A 12,142-nucleotide genomic window follows, 5' to 3' on the forward strand; every position below is an offset into this window, starting at 1 on the left:
CGGTCGGCGCGGGCGCCGCACTCGTCGGCCGGCGTTCCGTGCCGGTCGGCGCGGGCGCCGCACTCGTCGGCCGGCGTTCCGTGCCGGTCGGCGCGGGCGCCGTACTCGTCGGCCGGGGTTCCATGCCGGTCGGCGCGGGCGCCGCACTCGTCGGCCGGGGTTCCGCGGCGGTCGGCGCGGGCGTCGCACTCGTCGGCCGGCCTTTCGTGGCGGTCGGCGCGGGCGCCGCACTCGTCGGCCGGGGTTCCGCGGCGGTCGGCGCGGGCGTCGCACTCGTCGGCCGGCCTTTCGTGGCGGTCGGCGCGGGCGCCGTACTCGTCGGCCGGGGTTCCGTGCCGGTCGGCCGGGGTTCCGTGGTGGTCATCGGGGTCCTCACGAAGGGCGGTGGTCGAGGGTGGCCACGAGGGTGCGGGACGGGTCGAGGTAGTGGGCGGCGGCCTCGGTGACACGGTCGTCGGTCACCTCGGCGAGGGCGTCCGGGTAGGTGGTCAGCCAGTCCACGGGCAACCCGCCCGCCACGAAACCGGCCAGGGCGCTCGCCTCCTCCGCGCGCGTGGCCAGCGCGAACCGGGTGAACCCGGCCGCGTAGCGGCGGGCCCGCCGCACCTCCTCGGGGATCGGGCCGCCCCGGGCCAACTCCGCGAGGCAGGCGGTGACCTCGTCGGCGAGCCGGTCACCCGTGCCGGGGGCGCCGACGCAGTCGATCTCCAGCCAGCAGCCCGCCCCGTTCTGCCGGATGCTCGCGTCGACCGCGTACGCCAGACCGTGGCGTTCCCGCAGCCGCCGGGTCAGCCGGGAGGAGGCGTGGCCGCCGAGGACGACCTGGGCGAGGTGGAGCGCGGTGTGCCCCGGCTCGGGCGCCGGGATCGCGGGACCGGCGGTCAGGAGCAACGCCTGGTCGGCGTCCGGGGCATGCAGGGCGAGGCGTCCGGGGGTGGGTGCGGCGCGCGGGAAGGGCGGCAGGACGAGACCCGACGGTCCCGTGCCGGTCCACTCCCCCAACTCGGCCTCCACCGCGGCCCGTACCCGCTCGGGTGCCTCCCCGCTCATCACCAGCAGCACGGCACCCTGCGGGACCACGGCCCGGCGGTGGAGCGCGCGGACGTCCAGGGTGGCGGCCCCTTCCGGGGCCTCGTCGACCAGCGGGTGCGGCCCGCCGAAGGCGTGGCGCAGCTGGGCGCGGCGCAGTGCCGTACGGGGGCCTGCCGGGCGGGGCGCGGGCCGGGGCCCCCGGTGGCCGTCCCGTGCGACCGTCGGCGGGAGGGCGGGGCGCAGCACCAGGTCCGCGAGGAGTTCGAGCGCGTCCCGCAGCCCCTCCGCCAGCACGCTCGCCGACAGCACCAGCTGCTCGGCGGTCACCACCGTGCTGAACTCCCCGCCGAGATCGGCGGCCCGGTCCGCCACGGCCTGCCGGTCACGGGTCGTCGTCGCCGTCCCGAGGTGCGCGGCGAGCAGCTCCTGGGCGGCGGCGAGTCCGGGTTCGGTCCGGGCGTACGGCAGCACGAGCCGGATCTCGGCGAGCGGGGCGCCCGGCACGGTCACGAGGACGGTGTCCAGGCCGTTGGGGAGGACCGTGCGGAAGGTCTCGGCCGTCCTCATGCGGCGGCTCCTTCCAGGGGGTGAACGGTTCTGGGCGCGGCCAGCAGGGCCCGCGCGCCGGTCGACACGTCGGCCGGGGTGACGGCGGCGAGGTGCGCCGGGAGCGCGTCCGGCGTGGCGTGCGGGAGGAGCAGGGCGGCGCGGGCGTGGGTGACGGCGCGGGCCGGGAGGGAGTCGGACTGGCGGTGGCATCCGGCGCGCAGCACGCGTGCCGCCCGCCGCAGTTCCGTCTCCCCCGGCGGGGTGGCGGCCAGCTCGCCGAGCGCCTCCAGCCACCGCCCGACGGCCTCCTCGGTACCGGCCCCCGGCACCCGGCCGAGCAGCACGAGCGCGAGGTCGGGAGCGGCGGAGGCCAGCCACTGGCCCTGGTAGCCGCACTGCACGGTCGCCGCGTCCACCTCCGGTGCCGTGGCGACGAGGTGGGGCAGGCGGCTGCGGCGGAGCAGTTCACAGAGGACGACCTGGGCGACGTACAGCCGGAAGTCACCGCGCGGATCGGCCAGCGCGTGCCCGACGGCCACACCGTCACGGGCGTACGGGATGGGCGCGCCGAGGGTGGAGCGGGGCGAGGAGCCGAGGTGACCGGAGGAGTTGTGGAGGGCGGTCGAGTGGCGGGTGCCGGGGGTGGTGAGCGGCACCAAGGAGCCGGAGACGGGTGCGGTGAGCAACGCAGGTCTGCCGGGGGCGGCCGCCGTGAGCGACGCCGGTGTGCCGGAGGCGGGTGCGGTGGCGGTCGGTGTGCCGGAGGCGGGTGCGGTGGCGGTCGGCGTGAGCCACGCCGGTGTGCCGGAGGCGGGTGCGGTGAGCGGCACGAGGCCGCCGGGGGCGGCAGGCGTGAGCGACGGCGGCACGAGCCTGCCGGAGGCGGCGGCCGGAAGCATGGCGGGCGGCACGGCGGTCGGCAGCCCGGGGGCCCACGCCCCGAACTCCCGCTCCACCAGCGTCGCCACCCGCCCCGCGTCCACGTCGCCCACGACCGACAGCACCGCCCGCTCGGGCCGGTAGTGCGCCCGGAAGAAGGACTCGGCCTCCTCCGCCGTGACCCCGGTCAGCTCGGCCGTCGTGCCGTAGGCGTGCCGGGCTCCCGGGTGGAGGGCGGCCAGGACCGTGTCCCAGAGGCGGGCACCGGCCCCGGCCGCGCGGATCTCCTCGGCGATGACGGCCGTCTCGGAGCGCACGGTGGCCGGTTCGGGCCGGAAGCGGAGGAGGCGCCGGGCCTCCAGGGCCAGTACGTCGGGCAGGGCGTCGGCGGGGACGACGGTGTGGAGGACGGTGTGGTCGCGATGGGTCTCGGCGTTGCACATCCCGCCGGCCTCCTGCACGAGAGCGACGAAACCGGTGTCCCCCTCAGTGGTGGCTCCGTCGCCGCGAGGGAACATCAGGTGCTCCACCAGGTGCGCCATCCCGTGGCGTCCCGGTGGGTCGTCGTCGCCCCCCGCCGCCACGGTGAGGGCGACCGCCACGAGGCCGCGGCCGGGGGTCTCCTCGGTGACCAGCCGGAGGCTCACCGCAGGGGCCGGTACACGGAGACGCACATCTTCCGGCTGTCGCCGCCGTCGAAGGGCTGCTCGCGCCAGCCGGAGTAGCGGGCGGAGAGTTCCAGACGGGCGATGCCGGCGAGCAGGTCGAGTTCGCTCGGCCACAGGTAACGCATCACCGTGGTCGCCGACTTGGGGGCCGCGCCGTCGAGGAACAGCGTGTTGTGGATCATCATGTTCTGCGAGGCGGGCAGCACGCCGATGGACTCGATCATCGCGCCGCGCCCGTCGATCGGGTACGTGCTGATCTCGTTCTTCTTCTGCACGTGGTAGTCGCTGGGGTCGAACGTCTCGATGACCACGTGCCCGTCGGGTGCCGTGTGCCGGGCGACCGCGTGCATCAGGGCGATCTGCTCGTCCGGGGCGACCGCGCAGCACAGGGAGTTGAAGGGCGCGAGGACGACGTCGAAGGTGCGGCCCAGGTCGAGGGCGGCGAAGTCGGCGTGGACGGGGGTGATCCGGCCCTCGGGGTCCTTGTGCGCCAGCCGGGCCAGCATGCCTTCGGAGGAGTCGACGCCGTGCACCCGGAAGCCCTTGTCGGCGAGCGGCAGGGCGACCCGGCCGGTGCCGACGCCGAGTTCGAGGACGCTCGCGCCGGGCGCGGTGAGGGTGAGGAGGAAGTCGGCGATGTCCTCCAGGTCGGGGGTGGCCGGGTAGATCTCGTCGTAGACCTCGGCGAGCGCGTCGCTGTACGCGGTGGTCAGAGCGGTGCCGAGCCCGCCACCGGGCTCGACGGTGTCGGTGTCGGTGTCGACGGCGGCGCCGGCCGGGCCGGTCGCCAGGGTTTCTTCCGTCGCCAGGGTCTCTTCGGTTGCCACGCTGGTCGTCATCGTCCGCCTCCGGAGCGGGTGTCGAGGTTGTTCTGGGGGTGCAGCGGGTCGATGCCCGCCTCGTGGAAGGCCCGTACGACGTGCGTCTCGCGGCTGTCGTCGCCGTCGGACAGCGCGTGGGCGATGAGTCCGCTGGCGAGTGCGAAGGCGCGGTGCTGGCCGAAGCTCATGCCGTCCTGGCCGGGGCGCGGGTCCTCGGGGTCCCAGGCGGCGGCGACGCCGGGGGCCAGTTCCTCGGTGAAGACGGACGTGCCGTCGCCGGTGAGGGTGCCCGCGTGGGGCGCGACGGCGGTGACGACCGCGCGTTCGCCGGGGCGGTGGTCGCCGTGCAGGTAGACGACGACGGAGTCCCGGCGCGGGTAGTCCTGCGGGTCGGAGAGGACCTTCGCGTGGTACAGGGCGCCCGCCTCCTCCAGCGCTTCGAGCGCCGTGCCCCACAGGGCGACCGCCGCGTCCGCGTCCCGCGCGTGCAGGAAGAGGCGGCGTACGGGGCCGGCGGGGCGGGGCAGGGGGCGTGAGCCCATGACGTAGAAGAAGCCGGGGGAGAGCGCGGGGCGCGCGGCCTCCAGGGCGAGTTCGACGAGGTCGCCGGGTGCGGGCGGGGCGGCCGGGGCCAGCAGCCGGCCGGCCGGTACGCGGGTGGTGACCTCGGGGAGGCGTACGACGAGCTGGTCGCCGTCGGGCCGGTGGAGCACCTCGACGAGCCGGCCCCGGGTGGGGGTGGTGGTGTGCGGTACGGCTGCCGCGAGCCGGGCCTCCAGGGCGGGGTCGCGGAGCGTACGGCGGGGCGGCGGGCCGTCGGCGGCCGGGCCGCCCCGGTCGCGGCCGGCGTGCAGTTCCTCGTACAGGGCGTTGGTGAGGCGGCCCCGCAGGTCACGGGGGCTGTCGGCGGTGACGGTACGCCCGGCGACGGCGGCCTCGCGCGCACCGGGCGCCACCTCGACGCCGTCCAGCGCGGCACGGAGCCGAGGCGCGAGCCCCGGGTGCCGGGCGTCGGGGGAGGCGCCCGGCACCGGGGTGTCCAGGAGGGAGAGAGCGGTCATCGGTGGTGGCTCCCGTTCGGGTGGTCGGGGGTCGAGCCGGGGGTACGGGCGGCTGCGGCCGGGGCACACGGAACCCTGCGGGCGGCCACGGCCGGGCCCCGCCGTGGTGGGGCGGCGGCCGGGACCGGAGCTCGTCGGGCCGTGGTCCCGGCCACGGCGCGGGGGGCGGTTGTCATCGGTCGGCGCTCCCGTCCGGGAGGGTCAGGCCGAGCGTCCGGGCCGCGCCGCCCGGGTTCAGGAGGACCGTGCGGCCGATGCCGGCGGCGGCGCGGGCGACCGGGTTGAGCGTGGCGTGGGACTCGGCGGTGGCGATGAGGCGGTCGTACATGTGCCAGCCGGCGTAGGCGGCGGCCCGCTCGGGCAGGCCGGGGTCCGGCGTACGGCACTCCAGGTAGCCCTGCCAGAAGGCGTGGACGCGCGGCAGATGGCGGCGCAGGCTCGCCGAGCCCCGCCCGATGATCTCCTCGTGCGCGAGGCCGAACCCGGCACCGGCACCCCGACGGTCGTCCCCGGCGTCCCCGGCGTCGCCGGTCGGCGCGAACACGGAGTACGTCGCGTGGAACAGCCACTCCCCCGCGAACGCCCCCACGTCCCGCGCCGGGTCGGCCAGCCGGAACTCCTCCCAGTCGCACAGGTACAGCGGCCCGCGGCCCTCGTCGGCGCCGATGAACTGGTCGAAGCGGAGGTCGCAGTGCGTGGGCGCGTGCGGCACGCTCGCCTCGCCCTCCCGCAGCCGGGCCAGCGCGTCGACCACCTCGGCGTCGTCCTGGACGAGCTGCCAGGCGGCGATCTGCGCCATGCTGCGCTCCTGGACGGCGCTCCAGGGCAGCGCGCGCAGCCAGGCCAGCGGCGGCAGCGGCGGCTCCCCGGTGTCGAGCCCGTCCCCGGCCGGCAGTGTGTGCAGCGTCCCCACCGCACGCCCCGCCGCCCGGCACTGCGCGTCGTCGAAGTCCCCGTCCAGCGCCAGCTCCGCCCCCGACCGGGCGCCGGGCACCAGCCGGTGCACGGTCACCCCGGCCGCCGGGTCCGCGCCCAGCAGCTCCGGCGAGCGCAGCGGCGAGCCGCCCGGCAGCCATCGGGCCGCCGACTCCTCGAAGCTCAGGGCGCGTTCGAGCTCGGGGCAGCCCCCGTCCGGCAGCGGTGTCACCGTCTTGACGAAGACCTGCTCGCCGGTGGTGGTCGGCCCCGCCCAGTTGTCGTTGCGGCCCCCGAACGCGGTGACCGCCGCCGCGTCGAGGCGGCCGAGCCCGAGCCGCTCCAGCAGGGCGTTCACGGCGGGCACGGTGCCCAGTTCGGTGGGCCGGTAGCGCTGCCGGGTGCGGACCGGCTCCGCCGGGTCCGTCCTCGTGGGTGTGTCGGTGGTGATCGTCATCGTGTCGTGGCTCCCCCGGGGACCGCGCGGCGGCCCTCCTCGTCGATCAGGTCAGCGACGAAGGCGGTGTAGTCGGCCAGTTCGTCGCTCCAGCCGCAGTACGCGGCGAAGTCCCGCGTGTGCGCGGCGATCCGCAGCACCGCGGCGCGGGCCGCGAGCGCCCGGTCCGCGGCCGGCCCGTACGCGTCGAGCAGAACGGCCGGCAGGTCGACGCCCGGCCCCTCGCCCCACACCGGTACGGCCCAGGCGAGTTCGGCCAGATCGCCGAGCAGCCAGCCCAGGTCCAGTTCGGGCCGGGCGGCGCCCAGGTCCTCGCCCGTCAGCAGCGCCACCGGACCCCGGCTCAGGGGTGGGACCAGCGCGCCGAGCGAGGCGAAACCGTGGACGAGGACGAGTCCGTGGCCGTCCCGGCCCCCGCGTTCCTCACCGTCACCGTCGCCGGACGTGAGGGCGACGGCGGGGGCGGGGGCGGGTGCCGCGACCTCGGCGCACCAGGAACGGAGCGTCGAGAGGCGGGCGGGGCCCCACACCCGTACGGCGTGCTCCCGCAGGCGCCGTACGGCGGCCAGGTCGCCGTCGCCGCCGTCCGTCCCGTCGGCGAACCCCCGCAGTCGGGTGAGCGCGGGCGGCGGCGCCCCTGTCGGCGCGGGCGTGGCGTGCAGGTCCCGTAGCGCCGTGCCCGCCGCCGCGAGCGCGTGTGCGGCCAGCCGCCGGGCCGCCGGCCGGGGGTCACGGAGCCAGGCCGCCGCCGAGTACGGCCCGTCGGCGAGGTAGGCGAGCCCCGCGCCCGAGGCCACCGGGGTGACCAGCCGGGCGCCGGCGGTGTGCCGGGGGACGTGCGCGGCGAGGGGCGCCGTCGGCGGGGCCGCCCGCCGGGATCCCGCCCCGTGCCACCACTCATGGCGTCCGTCGGCCGTGGGCCGTACGCGGGTGAGCTGGAGCCCGGTGCCGAACTCGGCCTCCGAACCGTCGACCTGTGCCGCCGGTGTCACCTGTGCCGTCTGTGACCCTGGGGCCGCCTGTGCCCCTCGGGCCGCCTGTGCCCCTGGTGTCGTCCGTGTCCCCGGTGTCGTCCGTACGGTCACTCGTCCTCCCCCTCGGCGCGCCGGGCCCGCGCGTACACGCCGACGCACAGGCCCATCAGCTCGGACAACGGCAGGGCCCCGCCGTCCTCCATCTCGCCCGTGCTGGCGCTGACGGCGGGCACGGTCGGCGCGACGACCACGCCGGGGCGGTCGCGCAGGGTGTCCAGATGCCCCTGGACCACGGGGCTGAGCTGCGCGCCGGGCGGCAGCGACGGGGCCACGCCCACGAGGGCGGACGTCGACTGAAGGGCGCACAGCAGGGGTGTGTCGGTGAGGCCGAGCGCGTAACGGCCGAGGAAGTGCATCGTGGCCGGGTGGACGAGCACGAGGTCGGGCCAGCGGGCCAGTTCGACGTGCGGGACGGCACCGGGCGCGGCCTCGGACCAGTCGTCGGTGACGACCTCCCGTCCGCAGAGCGCGGAAATCGCGTCCGCGGAGACGAATCGCCGTGCCGAACGGGTCAGCACGACCCGTTTCTCCATTTCCGGGAAGGTATTGCCCAGCCAGTTGATCCAGAACGGCAGGAATGCCACGCTGAGCGCGCCGGTGCCCACGAGGAGCACCCGGCGGAATCCGGGATCCGCGACTCCTGTGGGGTCCATTCCCGCCTCCTTGTGCTTGCTTTTCGGTGTGTGTCGCGGATATCGCGGTGGACGCGAATATCGCGTGGGTCGCGTTGCCCGGGGAGGGGCCGGTGGCCGGCACCGGCCCCTCCCCGCGGGTCACTGCTCCGGTCGCCCGGTCGTCAGCACTTCTTCTCGATCGTGCGGGCGGTCAGCGAACCGAGGGCCGCGGCGCACTGCTGCGAGGAGCGGGCGGTGATGATGGTGGCGCGGATCGCCCACGGGATGGTCGGGCTGAACGCGGGCGCGGCGTCCTTGCCGTCGTACAGGCCCAGCTCCTCGGCGGAGGTGTAGGCGGTGTAGCCCTCGAACAGGTCCTTCTCGTTCTGCGTCGACTGCATGAGTCTCTCCTTGATTCATGGTGCGGGATTCCGGTTCTCCGAATTCCCGGCCGCCTCACGGGCTTTCCGGCTTTTCGGCCGGTGCCCCTTGGCGACGAGACAACTATGGCCCGCCGGAAAAGCCGCCCGCTATTGGCAGTTGCGGCATTACCGCACCCGGCATGACCGCACCCGGCAAGGCCAGAAACGGCGTCGCCGGGCCCGGCATTGCCGCAAGCGCCAATACCGCCGCACCCGCCCGTACGCGTAGAAAGTCCAGGGTGAACACACATGACTCCGCGAGGCCCGAGCCTCCGCCGCCCCAGCCGACGCAGGCGCCCGATCCCGCGCAGGCACCCGACCTCGTACAGGCGCCCGATTCCCCGCAGGGCACGGACGCCCAGCGCCCCCCGCTGCGCGCGCTGCTCGCCCACGCCCGCCCGCACCGCAGGGTGCTGCTGCTGGTCCTCGTCCTGACCCTGGCCGGCAGCGCGGCCGGGCTCGCGCAGCCGATGGTCGTGGAGTCGTCGCTGACGGCGCTGATGACCGGCGGCGACCTGACCCGCGAACTCCTGCTGATGCTGGCCCTGTTGGCGGTCTCCATCGCGCTGACCTGGACGCAGGCCCTGGTGAGCGAGCGCACGGCGGAGAAGGTCGTGCTGCATGTGCGTCGGGGGCTGATTCACCGTCTGATCCGGCTGCGGACCGCGGAGTTGGACAGGACGGAGCCGGGCGGCCTCACCACCCGGGTGACGTCCGACAGCACGCTCGTGCAGCACGCGGCGACCAGTGGTGTGATCCAACTGCTCGACGGTGGTATCCATCTGATCGCCACCATCGTCCTGATGGGCATGACCAGCCTGCCGCTGCTCGGCATCACCTCCGGTGTGCTGCTGGTGGTCGGTGTCGCGATGGGCGTGGTGATGCCGAGGATCCGCCGGGTGACCACGCGCGCGCAGACCTCGGTCGGCGAGATCGGCGCCGCCCTCGACCGCGCGCTCGGCGCCGCCCGCACCGTGAAGGCCAACGGCGGCGAGGCGACGGAGACCGCGCGGGCCGTGGCCGCCGCCGAGGACGCCTACCGGGCCGGCCTGACCGGCGCCCGCTACCACGCCACGATCGCCGTGCTCTCCGCCCTGGTCGTCCAGGCGTCGTTCCTCGCGGTCATCGGCTTCGGCGGAGCCCTGGTCGCCACCGGCGCCCTGGACCTGGCCGCGCTGATCGCCTTCCTGCTCTACCTGTTCAACCTGGGCGGCCCGGTGCTGTCCCTCGTCGGCGGCACGACCTCGCTCCAGCAGGGCCTCGGCGCGCTCACCCGCATCGAGGAGGTCGAGCGGATGGAGATCGAGACGGACGTCGACGAGACCCCGGCCCGCCCGGCCGGCCCTCCGCCGCGCGTGACCCTGGAGAACGTCACGTTCGCCTACCCGGGCCGCGCCACCACCCTCGACGGGGTGGGCCTGGTCGCCCCGGCCGGCGGTGTCACCGCCCTCGTCGGCCCCTCCGGCAGCGGCAAGACGACCGTCTTCTCGCTCCTCCAGCGGTTCTACGAGCCGGACTCCGGACGCGTCCTCCTCGACGGCACCGACATCGCGACCCTCAGCCGCGCCGAGGTGCGCCGCCGGATCGCGTACGTGGAGCAGGACACCCCGATGCTCGCCGGAACCCTCCGCGAGAACCTCCTGTACGCCGCGCCCGACGCGGCCGAGGACGAGGTCGCCCGTGTCCTGCGGGACACCCTGCTCGACACGCTGGTCGCCCGGCTCCCGGAGGGCCTCGACACCCAGGTCGGCGCCCGCGGCCTCGCCCTGTCCGGCGGGGAACGCCAGCGCCTCGCCATCGCCCGCGCGCTGCTGCGCCGCCCCCAGGTGCTGCTGCTCGACGAGGCGACCGCCCACCTCGACGGTCTCAGCGAGACGGCACTGCGACACACCGTGGAGCGGGCCGCCGAGCACTGCACGGTGCTGCTCATCGCCCACCGGCTGTCCACGGTGACCTCCGCCGACCACATGGTGCTGCTCGCCGGCGGGCGGGTGCGCGACCATGGCCGGCACGGGGAACTCCTGGGCAGGGACGAGCTGTACCGGGACCTCGCCGCCACCCAGCTGACCGCCGCGGGAGCGTGAGCGCACCCCCCTCCGTCCTACCTGACGTACTGACCACCGTCAGACCCCCACACAGCGAAGGAACACCGCAATGCCGAAGGACCCGGCCCCCACCACCTCGCTCGCCAAGAGGACCGACGAGGACGCGTACGACGCCCACGAGGACCACCCGTACGACGACCACGACGACCGCGACGGCTACGACGGCTACGACGGCTACGACGACGCGGACGAGTTCGAGGAGAGCGGGCCCGGGCCCGTGATCGAGCACACCGTCGAGGACGACCGGTTCGGCGCGGTGACCGTCCGGCTGGACTCCGAGCTGGGCGAGGTCACGGTGAGCGGCGAGCGGGTGCCGCGGGTCGAGCTGTGGCGGGCCGAGGGGACCGAGGGCGAGGACCACATCCCGGTCGGCACCCGGGACGGCGCGCGGCTCACCCTGACCGTCGACGGCGAGGACGCGGTGATCGACCCCGCCAAGGGCCGGCTGACCCGGCGCTCGTACCGCGTCGACGTGCGGTACGCGGAGCGCTCCTGGCGGCTGGTGCCCGACTCCATCCCGGGCAGCCGGCTGGTGCGGGCCGGGGCGTACCTCGGGGACTTCTCCTCCGACGGCGACGGGAAGGTCCTGGTGGAGTGGCGCGAGGACGCCGAGCCGGAGGCACTGGACGCGGCCCTCGGCTACGCCCTCGCCGCCGCGTTCGGCACGGGCGCCCAGCCCCTGTGGATGACGGCGATAGAGATGGTCGGCGACCTCCTGCCCGGCTGAGCCCCGGCACACCACGGAAAGGCCCTGCCGGTACTCCCCAGTACCGGCAGGGCCTTAGAGCTCCGAACAAAAGGGGAGCCCGGCTCGCGGCGTCTGGCACGCACGCTCGCCGCGTTGCCGAAAGCCCCTAGTAGCTCCGCTACGAGGAGCTTCCGGCGCCTTGCGATCGCACGCACCAGACGCCGCGAGCTGATCGGACTCCCCTTTTGTTCGGAGCTCTTAGGGCCTGTCGTTCGACGCCTGGGCCGCGGGGTGTGGCACGCGCACCGGCGGTCGAAGGGCGCCGAACCCGGGCTCGGCGTGATCCGAACGACAGGCCCTTAGGGTGTCCCCCGCGGAGGTCAGCCGCAGGTTCCCCTGATGTCGTCCTCGTACAGGTGCGAGACGATCGCCGCCTCGAACCGGGACTTGAGGTCGAGCTTGCGCACGATGCTGGCGGTGTGGGCCCGTACCGTGCGCTCCGCGATGCCCAGGCGGCGGGCGAGCCAGCGGTTCTGCTCGCCCGTCGCGAGCAGCAGCAGCACCTCCCGCTCGCGATCGGTCAGCGCGGAGAAGTCGAGTGCGTCCTCCCGTACGACAACAGCCATGTGAGTCCCCCTGGTTGTGTTCGGTCGTGTCGGCTTCCGTCGGCTCGTGGCCGGAGAATCCGTGCGAATCCATCGGTTCGTGTCCGACGTCCTTAGGTTCGTGTCCGACGTCCATCGGTTCCCGTCCGACGGATTCCAGCCTGCCAAGCACTTTCGGCCGGATCCCGCCCCGCGGGGCGCAGCTTGCTGCACCGGCGCGACACCATGCTGCGAGCGAAACTTTCGGAGCACGCCGTTCGTTCGTGTCGTGGCCCGGGCTCTTCCGTCACAC

Annotated in this window: 11 protein-coding genes and 1 pseudogene; 3 read left to right on the forward strand and 9 right to left on the reverse strand. The window is 75.2% G+C overall.

The window, feature by feature from the left end; translation table 11 throughout:
- A pseudogene (locus tag M8J73_RS26270) lies at positions 1 to 446 on the forward strand (hypothetical protein); the annotation flags it as partial.
- Here M8J73_RS26270 and M8J73_RS26275 read toward each other — a convergent pair.
- The 8 genes from M8J73_RS26275 to lxmA all read right to left on the reverse strand — a co-directional run bounded on the left by M8J73_RS26275 (position 373) and on the right by lxmA (position 8,431).
- Positions 373 to 1,599, reverse strand: a complete 1,227-nt coding sequence (locus M8J73_RS26275; protein ID WP_249829132.1) for a M16 family metallopeptidase — start codon at positions 1,597 to 1,599, stop codon at positions 373 to 375. The pseudogene M8J73_RS26270 and the gene M8J73_RS26275 sit on opposite strands and share 74 nt — an antisense overlap.
- Positions 1,596 to 3,107 (reverse strand): M16 family metallopeptidase, encoded by a 1,512-nt coding sequence (locus M8J73_RS26280; protein WP_055540163.1) that lies wholly within the window; start codon positions 3,105 to 3,107, stop codon positions 1,596 to 1,598. Before M8J73_RS26280 ends, M8J73_RS26275 begins: the two co-directional genes overlap by 4 nt.
- On the reverse strand, positions 3,104 to 3,955 hold the full coding sequence (locus M8J73_RS26285; RefSeq protein ID WP_240501456.1) for a class I SAM-dependent methyltransferase: 852 nt from the start codon (positions 3,953 to 3,955) through the stop codon (positions 3,104 to 3,106). Before M8J73_RS26285 ends, M8J73_RS26280 begins: the two co-directional genes overlap by 4 nt.
- 8 nt (positions 3,956 to 3,963) lie before the next feature.
- A complete protein-coding gene (locus tag M8J73_RS26290) occupies positions 3,964 to 5,010 on the reverse strand; it encodes a T3SS effector HopA1 family protein (protein WP_249829133.1) in 1,047 nt (348 codons plus the stop codon).
- 172 nt (positions 5,011 to 5,182) lie between these two features.
- The gene (lxmK, locus tag M8J73_RS26295) at positions 5,183 to 6,382 is read right to left on the reverse strand and encodes a class V lanthionine synthetase subunit LxmK (protein WP_249829134.1); all 1,200 of its coding nucleotides are present in this window, start codon (positions 6,380 to 6,382) and stop codon (positions 5,183 to 5,185) included.
- On the reverse strand, positions 6,379 to 7,374 hold the full coding sequence (locus tag M8J73_RS26300) for a hypothetical protein (RefSeq protein WP_249829135.1): 996 nt from the start codon (positions 7,372 to 7,374) through the stop codon (positions 6,379 to 6,381). Before M8J73_RS26300 ends, lxmK begins: the two co-directional genes overlap by 4 nt.
- Positions 7,375 to 7,463: 89 nt before the next feature.
- A complete protein-coding gene (gene lxmD / locus M8J73_RS26305) occupies positions 7,464 to 8,069 on the reverse strand; it encodes a peptide terminal cysteine decarboxylase LxmD (RefSeq protein ID WP_055542407.1) in 606 nt (201 codons plus the stop codon).
- A 143-nt stretch (positions 8,070 to 8,212) separates the two neighbouring features.
- The gene (lxmA, locus tag M8J73_RS26310) at positions 8,213 to 8,431 is read right to left on the reverse strand and encodes a lexapeptide family class V lantibiotic (protein WP_055513948.1); all 219 of its coding nucleotides are present in this window, start codon (positions 8,429 to 8,431) and stop codon (positions 8,213 to 8,215) included.
- Between the two features lie 392 nt (positions 8,432 to 8,823).
- Here lxmA and M8J73_RS26315 point away from each other — a divergent pair, with 392 nt between their 5' ends.
- The gene (locus tag M8J73_RS26315) at positions 8,824 to 10,536 is read left to right on the forward strand and encodes an ABC transporter ATP-binding protein (protein ID WP_055542411.1); all 1,713 of its coding nucleotides are present in this window, start codon (positions 8,824 to 8,826) and stop codon (positions 10,534 to 10,536) included.
- A gap of 238 nt (positions 10,537 to 10,774) precedes the next feature.
- Complete coding sequence (locus M8J73_RS26320; RefSeq protein ID WP_055542412.1) at positions 10,775 to 11,284, forward strand: hypothetical protein; 510 nt, start codon at positions 10,775 to 10,777, stop codon at positions 11,282 to 11,284.
- Positions 11,285 to 11,625: 341 nt separating this feature from the next.
- On the opposite strand, the gene M8J73_RS26325 is transcribed toward M8J73_RS26320, so the two are convergent.
- Positions 11,626 to 11,871 (reverse strand): helix-turn-helix domain-containing protein, encoded by a 246-nt coding sequence (locus M8J73_RS26325; RefSeq protein ID WP_055542408.1) that lies wholly within the window; start codon positions 11,869 to 11,871, stop codon positions 11,626 to 11,628.
- Positions 11,872 to 12,142 lie beyond the last annotated feature (271 nt).

It is taken from the genome of Streptomyces neyagawaensis (assembly GCF_023516595.1).
Taxonomy (GTDB): Bacteria; Actinomycetota; Actinomycetes; order Streptomycetales; family Streptomycetaceae; genus Streptomyces; species Streptomyces neyagawaensis.